Here is a 16,509-nt window from a genome sequence, read left to right as displayed (position 1 = left end):
CTTGGCCCTTTTAAGAAGCCGTGCCATCGTGACGCATAGAGGGGCAGCGGAACTGCTCCATGCGTGACAGGGGAACGGTTGCATGCGCCTGACATCCCTCGCTTTGGCGCTGGTCGGCGCCGCCCTTTCGGCGCTCGCCGCCAGCGCCCAGACCGCGATCAAACCGGCCATCGTCTATGACAAGGGCGGGAAATTCGACAAATCCTTCAATGAGGGCGTCTTCATCGGCGCCGAGAAGTTCAAGACCGACACCGGCGTCGAGTTCCGCGATTTCGAGCCGACCAACGATGCCCAGATCGAGCAGGCGCTGCGCCGCTTCGCGCGCGACGGCCATTCGCCGATCATCGCGGTCGGTTTCTCGCAGGCGACCGCGCTGCAGAAGGTCGCGTCCGAGTTCCCGGACCTGAAGTTCACCATCATCGACATGGTGGTCGAATTGCCGAACGTGCAGTCGGTCGTGTTCAAGGAGCATGAGGGCTCCTATCTCGTCGGCCTGCTCGCCGGCCTCGCCTCGAAGACCGGAAAGGTCGGCTTCGTCGGCGGCATGGACATCCCGCTGATCCGCAAATTCGCCTGCGGCTATGTCCAGGGCGTCAAGGCGGCGAAGAAGGAGGCTGAGATCTTCCAGAACATGACCGGCTCGACCCCGGCCGCCTGGAACGACCCGGTCAAGGGCGGCGAACTCGCCAAATCGCAGATCGACCGCGGCGCCGACGTGGTCTACCACGCCGCCGGCGGCACCGGCATCGGCGTGCTGCGCGCCGCGGCGGACGCCGGCAAGCTCGGCATCGGCGTCGATTCGAACCAGAACATGCTGCATCCCGGCAAGGTGCTGACCTCGATGCTGAAGCGCGTCGACGTCGCCGCCTACAACTCCTTCAAGGCGGCGCGCGAGGGCAGCTGGAAGCCGGGCGTCTCGGTGCTCGGGCTGAAGGAGGACGGTGTGGGCTGGGCGCTCGACGACAACAACAAGGCGCTGATCACCCCGGAGATGAAGGCTGCCGCCGACAAGGCGAGGGCCGACATCATCGCCGGCGCGGTCAAGGTCCACGACTACATGTCCGACTCCAAGTGCACGATGTGACCGCTCACACCGCCGCAGCGGCGCGATGAAGATCACCATCCACGGCTCGGGCGACGCGTTCGGCTCCGGCGGCCGCTTCAACACCTGCCTCCAGATCGAGGCCGGCGACGAGAAGCTGCTGCTCGATTGCGGCTCGTCCAGCATGGTCGCACTCAACAAGGCCAGGGTCGCGCGCAGCGGCCTCTCGACCCTGCTGTTCACGCATTTCCACGGCGACCATTTCGGCGGCCTGCCCGCCTTCCTGCTCGATGCGCAGTTCGTCTCGCGCCGCCGCGAACCCCTGACCATCGCCGGCCCGATCGGCATCGAACACCGTACCCGGCATGCGCTCGAAGCCGATTTTCCCGGCGCCTCGAGCAATCGCTGGCGTTTTCCGATCAGCTTCGTCGAAATCACCCCGGAGGCGCCGGCGGAGCTTGCCGGCATCGCGATCGAGGCCTTCCCGATGGTGCATGACGAGCGCGCCGGCCCCTGCCAGGGCTACCGGCTGACGCAAGGCGGCAAGAGCTTCGCCTATTCCGGCGACACCGCCTGGACAGAGGCGCTGATCCCACTCGCCGCCGGCGCCGACGCGCTTCTGGTCGAGTGCTACACCTACGACCGGGTTCTGGCCAACCATCTCGACTACCGGTCGCTCGCGGCACACCGGGACGATCTCGACACGCCGCGCATCATCCTGACCCATATGGGGCCGGACATGCTGGCCCATGGCGAGGCCCTGCCCGAAACGCGCGCGCATGACGGCATGGTGCTCTGCCTATGACCGGCACCGCGCCTGCCGCGATCGAACTGTACAGCATCTCGAAATCCTTCGGCCCGGTCGCCGCCAACCGGAACGTCTCGCTCACGGTCGCCGCCGGCTCGATCCACGGCATCGTCGGCGAGAACGGCGCCGGAAAATCCACGCTGATGTCGATCCTCTACGGCTTCTACGAGGCGGATTCCGGCGAGATCCGGGTGGGCGGCGAGAAGCGCACGATCAGCTCCCCGGCCGAGGCGATCGCCACCGGCATCGGCATGGTCCACCAGCATTTCATGCTGGTCGAGCCGCTTTCGGTGGTCGAGAACGTGGTGCTCGGCGCCGAGGGCGGGACCTGGCTGAAGCGCGGCATCGCCAAAGCGCGGGCCGAGCTGGCCAGGCTTTCGGCGCAATACGGTCTCGCCATCGACCCCGACGCGACGGTCGCCTCGCTCTCGGTCGGGCTGCAGCAGCGCGTCGAGATCCTGAAGGCGCTCTATCGCGGCGCCGAAGTGCTGATCCTCGACGAGCCGACCGCGGTGCTGACCCCGGCCGAGGCCGACCAGCTCTTCGAACTGCTGAGGGCGCTCAAGGCGCAGGGCAAGACGGTGATCCTGATCACCCACAAGCTGCGCGAGATCATGGCGGTGACCGACCGGGTCTCGGTGATGCGGCGCGGCGAGATGGTCGCCCATGTCGAGACGATCAGCACCTCGCCGGCCGCGCTCGCCGAGGCGATGGTCGGCCGGCGCGTGCTGCTGCGGGTCGAGAAGGCGCCGCGCCAGCGCGGTGCGCCGGTGCTGGAGGCGGCCGGGCTCAGCGTGGTCGATGCGCGCGGGCATGAGACGCTGCGCGAGGCCAGCCTCACCCTGTACGAAGGCGAGATCGTCGGCATCGCCGGCGTCGCCGGCAACGGCCAGAGCGAATTGCTCGAAGTGCTCGCCGGGCTCGTCCAGCCGACGCGCGGGGTGATCCGCCTCGACGGCCGGATCCTCACCACCGCCGACCGCAGCCCGGCCAATCTGCGCCGGCTCGGGCTGATGCATATCCCGGAGGATCGGCAGAAGACCGGCCTCGTCACCGCCTTCGCCGCGGCCGAGAACATGATCCTCGGCTATCACGACGATCCGGCCTTCGGCCCGGGCCCGCTGCTCGCACCTTCGGCAATCCGCTGCCATGCGCTCGCCGGCATGCAGGCCTATGACGTCCGCCCCGCCGACCCCACCCTGAAGACGGCGAAATTCTCCGGCGGCAACCAGCAGAAGCTCGTGCTCGCCCGCGAGATCGAACGGGCGCCGAAGGTGCTGCTGGTTGGACAGCCGACGCGCGGCGTCGATATCGGCGCGATCGAGTTCATCCACCGCCGGCTGATCGCGCTCCGCGATGCCGGAGTCGCGATCCTGCTGGTCTCGGTCGAGCTCGAGGAGGTGATGGCGCTGTCCGATCGGATCCTCGCCCTCTGCGGCGGGAGGATCACCGGCGAGCGCGCCGCCGAGGAGGCGGATGAGCGCGATCTCGGCCTGCTGATGGCCGGCGTCAGCGAGCGCGCGGCATGAGCGCCACACCGATCGAGCTGCCGCGCTGGGCCGATACCGCGCTGGTGCCGCTGGTCTCGGTCGTCGCCGCGCTGCTGGTCGCCGGGCTCGTCGTGCTCGGCATCGGCGAAAGCCCGCTGGAGGCGACCGCACTCCTGCTGAAAGGCTCGCTCGGCAGCCTCGAAGGGCTGGGCTTCACGCTCTATTACGCCACCAATTTCGTCTTCACCGGGCTTGCCGTCGCCGTCGCCTTCCATGCCGGGCTGTTCAATATCGGCGGCGAGGGCCAGGCGACGGTCGCCGGCATCTTCGCGGCGCTGGCCTGCCTCTGGCTCGCGCCTTTGCCCGGCATCCTGCTGGTGCCGCTCGCCATCCTCGCCGCAGCCGTGGGCGGCGCGGCCTGGGCCTTCATCCCTGGCTATCTTCAGGCGGTGCGCGGCAGCCATGTCGTGATCACCACGATCATGTTCAACTTCATCGCCGCGACGCTGATCGTCTACCTGCTGGTCGAGGTGATCGGGAAGCCGGGCTCGATGCAGCCCGAGACCGCCGACTTCGCCAAGCATGCGACGCTGACGCCGATGCATCAGCTCCTGGCGCCGCTCGGCCTCAAACTGCCGAAGACGCCCCTGAACAGCGCCTTCCTGCTGGCGCTCGCCGCCCTCGTCGCGGTCTGGCTGCTGATCTACCGCTCCCGCCTCGGCTATGCGATCCGCACCGTCGGCGCCAATCCGCGCGCCGCCGCCTATGCCGGCATCTCGCCGGCCAGGATCACCATGGTGGCGATGGCGCTTTCGGGCGCGCTCGCCGGCGGGCTCGCGGTCAACGAGGTGATGGGCGTGCAGCACCGGCTGGTGCTCGATTTCACCGCCGGCTACGGCTTCGTCGGCGTCGCGGTGGCGCTGATGGGGCGCGGCCACCCGGTCGGCGTCGGGCTCGCGGCATTGCTCTTCGGGGCGCTCTACCAGGGCGGCGCCGAACTCTCCTTCGACAAGCCGACCATCACCCGCGACATGGTGGTGGTGATCGGCGGCGTGGTGATCCTGTTCGCGGGGGCGCTGGAGGGGCTGTTCCGGCGACTGGTCGCGGGCACGCTGCGGCTCGGGCGTGGGGGCTAGGCGATGGAGCTCGTCCAGACCCTCGCCGTCATCCTCGATTCGACGATCAGGCTCTCGGTGCCGCTGCTCTGCGCCGCCATGGCCGGGCTCTGGTCGGAGCGGGCCGGCGTCGTCGATATCGGCCTCGAAGGCAAGATGCTGATCGCCGCCTTCGCCTCGGCGGTGATCGCCTACAAGACCGGCTCGGCCTGGGCGGGGCTTTGCGCCGGCATCGCCGCCTCGGTCGCGCTCTCGCTGGTCCACGGCTTCGCCGCGATCACCTGGCGCGGCAACCAGATCGTCTCCGGCGTCGCCATCAACATGCTGGCAGCGGGACTGACCGTGATCCTCGGCAATGCCTGGTTCGGCCAGGGCGGACGAACGCCGCCGCTCGAAGGCGCCGCCCGCTTCGGCGAGATCGAATTGCCGCTGGTCGAGACGCTGAAATCGATCCCCATCCTCGGACCGCTCTATGACATCGCCGTCTCCGGCCATGCCGCCCCGGTCTATCTCGCCTTGCTCTGCGTCGTGCTGACGGCGCTGGTGCTGAAGCACACCCGCTTCGGCCTGCGCCTGCGCGCCGTCGGCGAGAACCCGGCGGCAGTCGACACGGCCGGCGTCTCGGTCGCCGGGCTGCGCTATGTCGCCGTGATCATCTGCGGCGCGCTCTGCGGCCTTGGCGGAACCTATCTCGCCGTCTCGCAATCGGCCGGCTTCCTGCCGCAGATGACCGCCGGCAAGGGCTTCATCGCGCTCGCCGCGGTGATCTTCGCCAATTGGCGGCCCTGGCCGGCGCTCTTCGCCTGTCTGCTCTTCGGCCTGCTCGACGCGATCGCGATCCGCCTCCAGGGCGTTGCATTGCCCGGCATCGGCCAGGTACCGGTGCAGGCGATTCAGGCCTTGCCCTATGTGATGACGGTGGTGCTCCTCGCCGGCTTCATCGGCAAGGCGGTGCCGCCCAAGGCCTCCGGCCTGCCCTATGTCAAGGAACGTTGAAGCCGCCATGGGCCCTGCGACAACCGAAATCGACACCCTCTTCGCCGCCGCGACGGCCGCGCAGGCCCGCGCCTACGCACCCTATTCGCGCTTTCGGGTCGGCGCGGCGATCCTCGCCGATGACGGGGCGGTCTATCCCGGCTGCAATGTCGAGAACGCTGCCTATCCGGTCGGCGCCTGTGCCGAGGCCGGGGCGATCTCGGCGATGGTCGCAGGCGGCGCCCGCGCGATCCGGGCCATCCTGGTCGTCGGCCCGGGCGAGGAACTGGTGACGCCCTGCGGCGCCTGCCGCCAGCGCATCCGCGAATTCGCCGCGCCGGAGACGCCGGTGGTGATCGCCGGGACAGACGGGGTGCGCGCGCGTTTTTCGCTCGCCGAGCTGTTGCCAGCCTCGTTCGGACCGGCCAATTTGCCGACGTGATTTGCGGCGCCCGAGAGCCGCCTGAGACGGCGCGCGCGACGCGCCGATGGAGCGTACAACATGGCGGCGGATCCGCTTTTCGACCAAGCGGCATCGGTCCTGATCGACCGTGGCATCGATGGCGGCATCGACTGCGCGATCGTCCTCGGCACCGGGCTCGGGCGCATCGTCGACGACATGACCGATACGGTCTCGATTCCGTTCGCGGAGGTTCCCGGCTTTCCTCAGGGCGCAGTCTCCGGCCATGCCAGGCAAGTCAGCTATGGCCTGCTCCACGGCAAGAAGGTGCTGGTCTTCGAGGGTCGGGCGCATTTCTACGAGACCGGCGACCCGGCGATCATGCGCGTGCCGCTCGGCATGCTCGCCGCCTTCGGCTCGCCGCCCTTGGTGCTGACCAATGCCGCCGGCTCGCTGCGGCCGGATCTGCGGCCGGGCAGCCTGGCGCTGATCACCGACCACATCAATCTCAACGGTCCGAACCCTTTGGTCGGCGATACCGGCGACGGCCGTTTCGTGCCGATGGTCGACGCCTATGACCCGCATCTGCGCGCCCGGCTGAAGAAGGCGGCCGCGACGAGCGGCGCCAATATGGGCGAGGGCGTCTATATGTGGTTCAGCGGACCGAGCTTCGAGACGCCGGCCGAGATCAGGATGGCGAAGCTGCTCGGCGCCGACCTCGTCGGCATGTCGACCGTGCCGGAGGTGATCCTGGCGCGGCGCCACGGACTGCGCGTCGCCGGCATCTCCATCGTCACCAACATGGCCGCCGGCATGCTCGGCGGCGCACCGAGCCATGGCGAGACCCGCGACGTCGCCGCCGCCGCGACCACCGGCCTGCGCCGCGTGCTGCGGTCCTTCCTGACGGATCTCTGACGTGACTGGTGACGCCGAACTCGCGCTGCGCGCCCTCAGGCTGCTCGACCTGACCGATCTCTCGGAGCGGGCGACGGAGACCGGCGCGCTGCAGCTCTGCGCCCGCGCGGTGGCGGCGCCCGGCCCGGTGGCGGCGGTCTGCCTGTGGCCGCAATTCGTCGAGACCGCACGCCGGGCACTGCGTGCGCAGCCCGTCAGGATCGCGACCGTGATCAATTTTCCGGCCGGCGGCAGCAATTGCAGCCTGATCGAGAACGATCTCTCCGAAGCGCTCGCCGACGGCGCCGACGAGATCGATCTCGTCCTGCCCTGGCGCGCCTTCCTCGCCGGCGATCTCGCCAGCGCCCGCGACATGGTCGTCGAGGCCAGGGCGCGCTGCGGCGACAAGACCCTGAAGGTGATCCTCGAAACCGGCGAGTACCCCGACCAGGACGCCGTGCGCGCCGCTTCCGAGCTCGCCATCGCCGCCGGCGCCGACTTCATCAAGACCTCGACCGGCAAGACCGCGATTTCGGCGACGCCAGATGCGGCGCGGACCATGCTGGAGGCGATCAAGGCATCGGGCCGCCCGGTCGGGCTGAAGCCATCCGGCGGTCTGCGGACGCTCGCCGATGCGCGAACCTATCTCGATCTCGCCGACGAGGTGATGGGGCCGGGCTGGGCGACGCCGAGAACCTTCCGCTTCGGCGCCAGCGGACTCTATGGCGTGCTCGCCGACATCATCGCCGGCACCGTCGCGGGCGAACGCAGCGACGGAGCCTATTGATGCGCCTGCCTCAGGAAATCATCACCGCCAAGCGCGACGGCCAAAAGCTTGCCGCCGCCGATATCCGCCAGATGGTCGCCGGTCTCACCAATGGCGGCATCAGCGAGGGCCAGGCGGCGGCCTTCGCCATGGCGATCTTCTTTAGCGGCATGGATGCCGAGGAACGCGTCGCGATGACGCTGGCGATGCGCGATTCCGGCACGGTGCTCGACTGGAGCGACCTCCCGGGCCCGGCGCTCGACAAGCATTCGACCGGCGGCGTCGGCGACACGGTCAGCCTGCCGCTGGCGGCGGCGGTCGCGGCCTGCGGCGGCCATGTGCCGATGATCTCGGGGCGCGGCCTCGGCCATACCGGCGGCACGCTCGACAAGCTCGACGCGGTGCCGGGCTATGTTACCCAGCCCGGGCTCGCACTCTTCCGCAAGGTGGTGCGCGAGGTCGGCTGCGCCATCATCGGGCAGACCGCCGATCTCGCCCCGGCCGACCGCCGCCTCTACGCCATCCGCGACGTCACCGGCACGGTCGAGACCATCCCGTTGCTGACCTCCTCGATCCTGTCGAAGAAGCTCGCCGCCGGGCTGCACGGGCTCGCAATGGACGTGAAGTTCGGCTCCGGCGCCTTCCTGCCGCCGCTGGAGAAGGCGCGCGAGCTCGCCGCGGCACTGGTCAGCGTCGCCAATGGCGCAGGCCTGCCGACCACGGCGCTTTTGACCGACATGGACGAGCCGCTCGCCTCCGCCGCCGGCAACGGGGTCGAAGTCGCCTATGCGCTCGACCATCTTACCGGGCGCCGGCGCGAGCCGCGCTTCCATGAGGTGACGGTGGCGCTCGGCGCGCAGATGCTGCTGCTCGGCAAGCTCGCAAGCTCGCTCGATGACGCGACGGCGAAGATCGAGGCCGCCTTCGCCAGCGGCGCGGCGGCCGAGCGCTTCGCGCGCATGGTCGTGGCGCTGGGCGGCCCGGCCGATCTTCTGGAGCGGCCACAGGCGCGTCTCGCCGCGGCGCCGCTGGTCCGGCCGGTGCTGCCGGAACGTGCCGGCATCGTCACGAAGATCGACACGCGCGCCGTCGGGCTCGCGGTGGTCGCGCTCGGCGGCGGCCGGACTCGGCCGCAGGATGCGATCGACCATGCCGTCGGCATCGTCGAACTCGCCGGCATCGGCGATACGGTCGGCCCAGACCATCCGCTCGGCATCGTCCATGCGCGCGACGAGGCCGGTTTCTCGGCGGCGCAGTCGCGCCTGCGCGCCGCCTACCGGCTCGGCGACGGCCCGGTCGCGCGCGGCCCCTTGATCATTCCCGTTACGGAGGCATCCCAGCCATGAGCCTGTTGGTGGCAATGACCGTCTGGCATGTCGAGGATTGGCGCGCGCGTTTCGCGGCCCTGCTGCCGGAGCTGCCGGTGGTGACGCTCGGCGAGCCGTTCGACCGGCGCGCCGTGCACTATGTCGCGAGCTGGAAGCACCCGGAGGGCAGCCTCGCCGGCCTGCCAAATCTCGCGGCGATCTTCTCGCTCGGCGCCGGCGTCGACCATCTCTTCGCCGATTCCCGGCTGCCGCAGGTGCCGATCGCACGGGTCGTCGACCCCGATCTGACGACGCGGATGAGCGAATATGTCGTGCTGCACTGCCTGTCGCAATTGCGCCAGCTGCCGCGCTACATGGCCCAGCAGCGCGCGGGCATCTGGGAGGATGACCGCAACCAGCCGGCGGCGCGCGACGTCCGCGTCGGCGTGATGGGGCTGGGCGAGCTCGGGCTCGATGCGGTCGCCAAGCTGCGCCTCATCGGCTTCGACGTCGCCGGCTGGAGCCGCTCGCCCAAGGCGATCGAGGGCGTGCCGACCTATTCCGGCGAAGCCGGCATGGCCGAATTCCTGGCGCGCACCGACATCCTGGTCTGCCTCGTGCCGCTGACGCCCGACACGCGCGGCATGCTGAACCGCGCTCTGTTCGCCGGACTGGCGCGCAATGGGCGCCTCGGCGGACCGGTGCTGATCAATGCCGGGCGCGGCGGACTCCAGGTCGAGGCCGACATTCTCGCCGCGCTCGCCGCCGGCGAGCTCAAGGCGGCGGTGCTCGACGTGTTCGAGACCGAGCCGCTGCCGCAGGATTCGCCGCTCTGGACCCATCCTGCGGTGACGGTGACCCCGCATAATGCGGCGATGTCGGCGCCGGAGACGGTCGCGGCCCAGATCGCGGCACAGATCAGGCGGCTCGAGGCGGGCGAAGCGCTCGAGCACATCGTCGACCCCGCGCGGGGGTACTGAAGGGTCGTCTTCCGGGGGTTCGCAAAGCGAAGCGCCCGGAACCCATGGCCACGCCCCAGCCAGGGACGGGCTGTCTCGGCGCCGATCGGGGATAGCTCGTGTTCATGGGTTCCGGGCTCAGGTCTTCGGCCTGCCCCGGAATGACAAACGGATTAGCCTCAGCCCAGCCGCTTGATCGCGGTGATCGGTCCGCCATTGCGAGCGAGGATGCGATCGCGCGCCGGACGCAGCGGCTCGCGGATCACATTCATCGAAAAGGCGGTGGCGTGCAGCAGGGTCTCGGGGTCGGTCATGATCCCGACATGGCCCTTCCAGAAGACGAGATCACCGCGCTGCAGATCGGCGAGGCCCTCGTCGAAGGCGACGGGCTCACCGAGCCCCTTCTCCTGCATGTCGGAATCGCGCGGCACGGCGCGGCCGGCGGCCGCCAGCGCGAGCTGGACCAGCGCCGAGCAATCGAGGCCGAGGCTGGTCTTGCCGCCCCAGAGATAGGGCACTTCGAGGAAGCGTTCGGCGACGCCGACGAAATCCGGCTCGTGCAGGTCGCGGGTGCAGAGATGCGGCTTGAAGACATGGCCGCCGCGTTCAGTGACGAAGAAGTCGCCGCTTTCGCCGGTGACGGCGAGCATGGCGCCGAGCGAGAGATCCGCCAGAGGCGGCATTTTGATCGACGGGCCGGGATAGACGAAGGTCCGCAGTGCCCGGACGCGATGCGTCGGCACCGCCGCATCGCCGGCGAGCGCCTCGTCCGGGAGGTAGCCGACATAGGAATCGCCGGCGAGCTGGACCCAGGCCCAGCCCTCATGGCTCTCATAGACCCGCACCGCCTCGCCCGCCAGGGCCTCGGTATCGAGCGCGGCATCCGGGCGCGGCTCACGCCGCAGCGGCGCGGAAGGCGCCACCACGCGCATCGGCACGGGATCGGCAAAGGCCAGCGCCTCGACCCGGCCATCGAGATGGCGAGCGGCGAGATCGGGCCTTGCAGGGGTGAGACGGCGGTCGAGAATCTCTGTCATGGCACCAGTCTAGCGCCGAGCGGTCGATGCGCGAAGATGCCTCTTACGCCGGGCCGAGCTCGCGCGCCCGCGCCGTCACCAGATCGGCGAGATGCTCGACGGCGAGCGCACCGGCGACCGTCCGCTGGATCACGACATTGCGCTTGTCCGTCTCGTCGCGGCGGCGCGACACCAGGCCGAGCTTGCCCATCGAATCGAGCGCACGGGTGATCACCGGCTTGGTGACGCCGAGCCGGCTGGCGAGGCCACGTACCGTATGCGGCGGCAGTTCCAGATAGATCGTCAAAAGGATCGCGGTCTGGCGCACCGACAGATCGGAATGCGCGTCCTGGACCAGGTCGAGATGGACCTGGCGCCAGAGCTTGAGCGCCTGAGACGGTTTGATCTCCAGCGCCATGAGCGCCCGTTCCCCCGATCGTTACGGGGCCGTATCATTATCGCAGCGCCAGGGCCGCGCAACAGCTGACGCGAGACAGGCTTAACGCGCCGGGTAGAGCTGCCGAGCGAGCGCATAGGTCAGCCGGGCGCCCTGGCATTCGCCGCCCTCAGGCCGGCCGGGCTTGGCCGAGGGATTCCAGCCATAGATGTCGAAATGGGCGTAGGAGGTCGCCTTCTCGACGAAGCGGTTGAGGAAGAGCGCCGCGGTGACCGAGCCGGCGAAGGGGCCGCCGGAGATATGGTTGAGCTCGGCCACCTTGGAATCCAGCAGGGCGTCATAGGCCGGCCAGAGCGGCAAGCGCCAGACCGGGTCGTTCATCGCCATTCCGAGGCGGGCGATCTCGGCCGCGAGACCCTCGTCATGGGTGTAGAAGGGTGGCAGGTCCGGACCGAGCGCGACACGGGCGGCGCCGGTCAGCGTGGCGTAGTCGATCAGCAGCTCGGGCGCCTCCTCATCGGCCAGCGCCAGCGCGTCAGCGAGGATCAGGCGTCCCTCGGCATCGGTGTTGCCGATCTCGATCCTCAGCCCCTTGCGGCTCGCCAGCACGTCGCCGGGCCGGAAGGCCGAGCCGGAGACCGCATTCTCGACCGCCGGGACGAGCAGGCGCAGCCTGACCCGCAGCTTCGCCTGCATGATCATCCGCGCCGCGGCGATCGCGGCGGCGGCGCCCCCCATGTCCTTCTTCATCAGGAGCATGCTGGCGTCGGGCTTGAGATTGAGCCCGCCCGTGTCGAAGGCGACACCCTTGCCGACCAGGGTCAGAAGGGGATCGCCTTCCTGCCCCCAGCGCAGATCGATCAGGCGCGGCGCCCGCGGCGAAGCGCGCCCGACCGCATGGATCATCGGGAAATTACCGGCGAGCAGATCGTCGCCGACGATGCTGGTCACCTCGGCACCGAAGGCCTCGCCGAGCGCCCGCACCGCCGCTTCGATCTCGGCCGGACCGAGATCGTTCGCCGGCGTGTTGACGAGGTCGCGGGCGAGCGCGGTCGACTCCGCCAGATTGGTCAATTCCTCGCCATCGACGCCGACCGGCAGAACGAGGCGGCCCGGCACGGGCTTCGGCTTGCGATAGCGCTCGAAACGGTAGGCCGAGAGCAGCCAGCCGAGCGCAGCGAGACCGGGCTCGCCGACATCCCCGGTGAGCGCATAGTCGCCGGCCGGCAGGCTGGCGGCGAGGCGTCCGGGCGCGAAGGGATCGCGCCGGCGCATCGTTGCCGGCTCGACGCCGAGCAGGACCGCGGCGAGCGAACCATCGGCCGCCGGCAGGAGCACATGCTGGCCGGGGCGTGCCTCGAAACCCTGCGCCCGGGCGAAAGCACGCGCCAGCGGCGCCAAGGCTTGCCCGAGCTCCGGCCAGTCGCCGGCGGCGACGCAATGGACGGGAATGGCCGGTGAGCCGGCGGGCAGGAGCAGAGCGTGCACGGGCGCAGAACCTCTTGCTAGGGACCCGGGCCGCCCTTGCAGGCGGCGCGAATCCAGCGGGTTAACAGTCCGTTAGGGTTAACGTTTTATCACCGCTGGCAACAGCTTTCCGTAACCGGCGAGGCGATCCGGCCGATGTCCAAGCCCATGTTCCGTCCCCGTCTTCGCCGTTTCGCCGCGGTTTACCTGGCCTGCCTCGCCCTCTCCGCCTGCCAGATGCGCGGCGGACCGGGCGACGTCACCGGCTCGATCGGCAGCGCCGCCAGCCAGCCGCGCGGGCCGGAGCAGTGGCGCGCCGAGGAGGCGCAATGGGCCGCGCGTTACGAGGCCAATGCCAAGGACCGCAACGCCGCCTTCTATTACGCCAGGGCGCTGCGCGCGCTCGACAAGAACGCCCAGGCGCTCGCCATCCTGCAGGGTGCGGTGCTGGTCCACACCAAGGATCTCGAGCTGCTCGGCGCCTATGGCCGCTCGCTCGCCGATAATGGCCGGCTGAAGGAGGCTGACGACGTGCTCAGCCGCGCCCACACGCCGGAGAAGCCGGATTGGCGCGTGCTCTCGGCCCAGGGCACGGTCGCCGACCAGCTCGGCGAGCACGAGCGCGCCCAGCAGATCTACCAGACCGCGCTCAGGCTGGCGCCGAACGAGCCGACGATCATGTCCAATCTCGGCCTGTCGCTCGCCCTCACGAAGCGCCTGCCGGAGGCCGAGCGCGTGCTGCGCGAGGCCGTAGCCGCGCCCGGCAGCGACGCCCGCGTGCGCCAGAACCTCGTCCTGGTGCTGGGCCTGCAGGGGCGCTTTGCCGAGGCCGAACAGCTCGCCCGCCAGGATATGAGCCCGGCCGAAGCGACGGCGACCGTCGCCTATCTGCGTCGCTCGGTCAGCCAGCCCAATAGCTGGGAGATGCTGCGCGGCGGCAAGGCGAAGCCCCAGCGCGCGGGCTAGCCGACGAGGCGCCACCGGGGCCCAGCCGGGCCGGGCTGGATGTCGCATGATCGGAACATTCCGGCCGCCAATGTTCAGGAAACTGAACGCGCAGGCGCTTCGCATTCCCATGTCTGAGACGCCAACCCGCTGTTGTGGTTGACTTTTCTTCCCGGCGCGGACCTTGGCACGGTTCTTTCTATTCCCCGGCCCGAACTGGACCGGGTCGCAATGGATCTCGCATTTCTCATCGTCATCGCCTTTGGGCTGGCCCCGCTCGCCGCCTGGCTCGGCGGCCGCTCATCGGCCCTGGTCGCGCTCGTGCCCCTGGCGCTGGCGCTATGCTTCCTCGCAATCGTACCGCCGGTGGCGTCCGGCGCCGCGGTCAGCACGGCCTATAGCTGGATTCCGTCGCTGGGCGTCGCCGCGGCGTTCCGGGCGGACGGGCTCTCGCTCCTCTTCGCGCTGTTGATCACCGGCATCGGTACGGCGGTGTTTCTGTACGCCTCGCTCTATCTGAAGAAATATCCGCGCCTGCCGCGCTTCTATGCCGTGCTGACGCTGTTCATGGCGGCGATGCTCGGCGCCGTGCTCGCCGATGACCTGTTGCTGCTCGTCGTCTTCTGGGAGCTGACCAGCCTGACCTCCTTCCTGCTGATCGGCTTCTCGCCGGAGCAGGCGATGTCGCGCCGCGCCGCCCAGCAGGGCCTGCTGGTCACGGTCGGCGGCGGCCTCGCCATGCTGGCGGGCGTGATCCTGCTCGGCCAGATCACCGGCAGCTATTCGCTCTCGGGACTGATCGCCCGCAAGGACGAGGTCGCGGCCCACGCCCTGGCGCCGACGATCATCTGCCTGCTCGCGGCCGGGGCCTTCGCGAAATCCGCCCAGTCCCCGCTGCATCCCTGGCTCGCCAATGCCATGGTCGCGCCGACGCCGGTCTCGGCCTTTCTGCATTCCGCCACCATGGTGAAGCTCGGCGTGTACCTGCTGGCACGGTTGAGCCCGGTCTTCGAAGGGCACGCCACCTGGGTGCTGCTGCTGACCGGCTTCGGCGGCCTGACCATGCTGGTCGGTGCCGTGCTCGCCTTGCGCGAAAGCGACCTCAAGCGCGTCCTGGCCTATTCGACGATCATCTCGCTCGGCACGCTCGTGCTGATGATCGGCATTCCGGGCGAGCTCTCGGCCATGGCGATCGTGACCTTCCTCGTGGTCCATGCGCTCTACAAGGCCTGCCTCTTCCTCGTCGCCGGCATCATCGATCAGCAGACCGGCACGCGCGATTCCTCGGCGCTGGGCGGCTTGCGCCAGGCGATGCCGCTGACGGCGCTCGCTGCGCTCGCGGGCAGCCTGTCCATGGCCGGATTGCCGCCCTTCATCGGCTTCGCCGCGAAGGAGCTGGTCTATGAGACCGGCCTGGCGGCGTCGGCGTCCGGGCTGGTCGTCGGCATCGCGCTCCTCGCCAATATCGCCATGGTCGTGGTCGCCTGCATCCTATCGCTGCGCTGCTTCGCGGGTCCGCGCGTCGAGACCCCCAAGACGCCGCACGACCCCGGCCTCGCCATGCTCGCCGGGCCTCTCGTTCTCGCCGCACTCGGCCTCGTCTTCGGGCTGGCGCCGTGGCTGGTCAGCGACGCGCTGATCCTGCCGGCCGCCGCAGCCATCGCCGGGCGCCCGATCGACTACACCCTGTCGCTCTGGCACGGCTTCACGCCGATGCTGCTGCTCAGCGTCGTCACCCTGGCACTCGGGATCGCCGTCTTCCGGAACGGGACCGGGATCCGGCTCAGGCTCGCCATGGTCGAGGCGATCCCCCGCTGGGGACCCGATCGCGCCTATGACCGCCTGATACAGGGCCTGCAGCAGCTGGCCGCGTGGCAGACGCGCATGATCCAATCCGGCAGCCTGCGGACCTATACCGGCTACACCGTCGCCGTCGCAGCGCTGGCCGGACTTTCGGCGCTGATCTCGCAGGGCGGCATGGCATGGCCGGACTTCGCGGCGAGCCGGCAGCCGGAGCTCGTCATCGCCGCCCTGCTCGCAGCCTCCACCTTTGCCGTGCTGCGCGCCCGCAATTTCGTCGCCGGCATCGCGGCGGCCGGTCTGGTCGGCTTTGCGGTCGCGCTGCTGTTCCTGTTCCAGGGCGCACCCGACCTCGCCTTCACGCAATTCTCGGTCGAGGCGCTCTCGATCGTGATCCTGCTCGCCATCATCGGACGGCTGCCGTTCCGCGACAGCGATTACCGCCGGCGCGGCGAGCGGCTGCGCGACGGGGCGATCGCGCTCGCGGCCGGCATCATGGCGACCCTGGTGATGCTCAGCGTGCTGGCCCAGCCCTTCGACGCCCGCATTTCGGATTTCTTCCGCGCCGAGAGCCTGCCGCAGGCCCATGGGCGCAATCTCGTCAATGTCATCATCGTCGACTTCCGCGCGCTCGACACGCTCGGCGAGATCACCGTGCTCGGCCTGGCCGCGATCGCCGCGGCCGCGGTGATCGCCGGCCTCAGGCGCGCGACCGCTGGAGATGCCCGATGAACTCCCTCATCCTGTTGACCAGCAGCCGGATCGTCCTGCCGGTTGCGATGCTGTTCTCGGTCTATGTCCTGCTGCGCGGGCACAACGAGCCGGGCGGAGGCTTCGTCGGCGGGCTGATCGCCGCGGCCGGCATCGCGGTGCACAGCCTGCCGCGGGGGCGCAGCGCGCTGCTGCGCCTGCTCAAGGTCTCGCCCAAGACGTTGATCGGCGCCGGGCTGGCGCTGGCCTTGCTGTCGGGCCTGCCGGGACTGCTGCTGGCCGAGCCCTATCTGAAGCACCAATGGGCCTTTCCGGGCGGCCTGCCGCTGAGCACCACTCTGATCTTCGACATCGGCGTCTATCTGTCCGTCGTCGGCGCGGTGCTGACCTTCCTCGCCTATTATCTGGAGGAGTGAC

Annotated in this window: 16 protein-coding genes; 13 read left to right on the top strand and 3 right to left on the bottom strand. The window is 69.6% G+C overall.

All coding sequences use genetic code 11. The features are described 5' to 3' along the window. Positions 1 to 82: 82 nt before the first annotated feature. From J0J10_RS18395 to J0J10_RS18350, 10 genes are read left to right on the top strand one after another with little or no spacing between them, the layout of a single operon-like run. Positions 83 to 1,084 (top strand): BMP family lipoprotein, encoded by a 1,002-nt coding sequence (locus J0J10_RS18395; protein ID WP_291648060.1) that lies wholly within the window; start codon positions 83 to 85, stop codon positions 1,082 to 1,084. Between the two features lie 25 nt (positions 1,085 to 1,109). Beyond that, on the top strand, positions 1,110 to 1,847 hold the full coding sequence (locus J0J10_RS18390) for an MBL fold metallo-hydrolase (RefSeq protein ID WP_291648058.1): 738 nt from the start codon (positions 1,110 to 1,112) through the stop codon (positions 1,845 to 1,847). Continuing rightward, positions 1,844 to 3,379 carry an ABC transporter ATP-binding protein gene (locus tag J0J10_RS18385; RefSeq protein WP_291648056.1) on the top strand — a complete coding sequence of 512 codons (1,536 nt, stop codon included), beginning with the start codon at positions 1,844 to 1,846 and terminating at the stop codon, positions 3,377 to 3,379. The genes J0J10_RS18390 and J0J10_RS18385 overlap by 4 nt, the downstream gene beginning before the upstream one ends. Beyond that, positions 3,376 to 4,476: an ABC transporter permease gene (locus J0J10_RS18380; protein WP_291648054.1), complete on the top strand. Its 1,101-nt coding sequence runs from the start codon at positions 3,376 to 3,378 to the stop codon at positions 4,474 to 4,476. The genes J0J10_RS18385 and J0J10_RS18380 overlap by 4 nt, the downstream gene beginning before the upstream one ends. 3 nt (positions 4,477 to 4,479) lie before the next feature. Then, a complete protein-coding gene (locus J0J10_RS18375) occupies positions 4,480 to 5,451 on the top strand; it encodes an ABC transporter permease (protein WP_291648052.1) in 972 nt (323 codons plus the stop codon). A gap of 7 nt (positions 5,452 to 5,458) precedes the next feature. Then, positions 5,459 to 5,872, top strand: coding sequence for a cytidine deaminase (locus J0J10_RS18370; protein WP_291648050.1), 414 nt, complete (start codon positions 5,459 to 5,461; stop codon positions 5,870 to 5,872). 60 nt (positions 5,873 to 5,932) lie between these two features. Continuing rightward, entirely contained in the window at positions 5,933 to 6,745 is an 813-nt protein-coding gene (locus J0J10_RS18365) for a purine-nucleoside phosphorylase (protein ID WP_291648048.1), read from the top strand. A 1-nt stretch (position 6,746) separates the two neighbouring features. Next, positions 6,747 to 7,511, top strand: a complete 765-nt coding sequence (gene deoC / locus J0J10_RS18360; protein WP_291648046.1) for a deoxyribose-phosphate aldolase — start codon at positions 6,747 to 6,749, stop codon at positions 7,509 to 7,511. Then, positions 7,511 to 8,836, top strand: a complete 1,326-nt coding sequence (gene deoA, locus J0J10_RS18355) for a thymidine phosphorylase (protein WP_291648044.1) — start codon at positions 7,511 to 7,513, stop codon at positions 8,834 to 8,836. The genes deoC and deoA overlap by 1 nt, the downstream gene beginning before the upstream one ends. Then, a complete protein-coding gene (locus J0J10_RS18350; RefSeq protein WP_291648042.1) occupies positions 8,833 to 9,777 on the top strand; it encodes a 2-hydroxyacid dehydrogenase in 945 nt (314 codons plus the stop codon). The genes deoA and J0J10_RS18350 overlap by 4 nt, the downstream gene beginning before the upstream one ends. A gap of 158 nt (positions 9,778 to 9,935) precedes the next feature. Here the strand turns inward: J0J10_RS18350 and J0J10_RS18345 are convergent, their stop codons facing one another. The 3 genes from J0J10_RS18345 to J0J10_RS18335 form a co-directional block, all read right to left on the bottom strand. After that, on the bottom strand, positions 9,936 to 10,793 hold the full coding sequence (locus J0J10_RS18345) for a C40 family peptidase (protein ID WP_291648039.1): 858 nt from the start codon (positions 10,791 to 10,793) through the stop codon (positions 9,936 to 9,938). Between the two features lie 43 nt (positions 10,794 to 10,836). Continuing rightward, on the bottom strand, positions 10,837 to 11,190 hold the full coding sequence (locus J0J10_RS18340; RefSeq protein ID WP_291640285.1) for a MarR family transcriptional regulator: 354 nt from the start codon (positions 11,188 to 11,190) through the stop codon (positions 10,837 to 10,839). A gap of 81 nt (positions 11,191 to 11,271) precedes the next feature. After that, positions 11,272 to 12,657, bottom strand: coding sequence for a leucyl aminopeptidase family protein (locus J0J10_RS18335; protein WP_465247221.1), 1,386 nt, complete (start codon positions 12,655 to 12,657; stop codon positions 11,272 to 11,274). 135 nt (positions 12,658 to 12,792) lie between these two features. Here J0J10_RS18335 and J0J10_RS18330 point away from each other — a divergent pair, with 135 nt between their 5' ends. The 3 genes from J0J10_RS18330 (at position 12,793) to J0J10_RS18320 (ending at position 16,508) form a co-directional block, all read left to right on the top strand. Next, positions 12,793 to 13,602, top strand: a complete 810-nt coding sequence (locus J0J10_RS18330) for a tetratricopeptide repeat protein (protein ID WP_291648036.1) — start codon at positions 12,793 to 12,795, stop codon at positions 13,600 to 13,602. Between the two features lie 210 nt (positions 13,603 to 13,812). Continuing rightward, positions 13,813 to 16,113, top strand: a complete 2,301-nt coding sequence (gene mbhE, locus J0J10_RS18325) for a hydrogen gas-evolving membrane-bound hydrogenase subunit E (RefSeq protein WP_291648034.1) — start codon at positions 13,813 to 13,815, stop codon at positions 16,111 to 16,113. After that, a complete protein-coding gene (locus tag J0J10_RS18320) occupies positions 16,110 to 16,508 on the top strand; it encodes an MnhB domain-containing protein (RefSeq protein ID WP_291648032.1) in 399 nt (132 codons plus the stop codon). The genes mbhE and J0J10_RS18320 overlap by 4 nt, the downstream gene beginning before the upstream one ends. Position 16,509: the final 1 nt, after the last annotated feature.

It is taken from the genome of Allobosea sp. (assembly GCF_017308075.1).
Lineage (GTDB): Bacteria > Pseudomonadota > Alphaproteobacteria > Rhizobiales > Beijerinckiaceae > Allobosea.
This window is presented reverse-complemented; position numbering and strand designations above follow the sequence as displayed.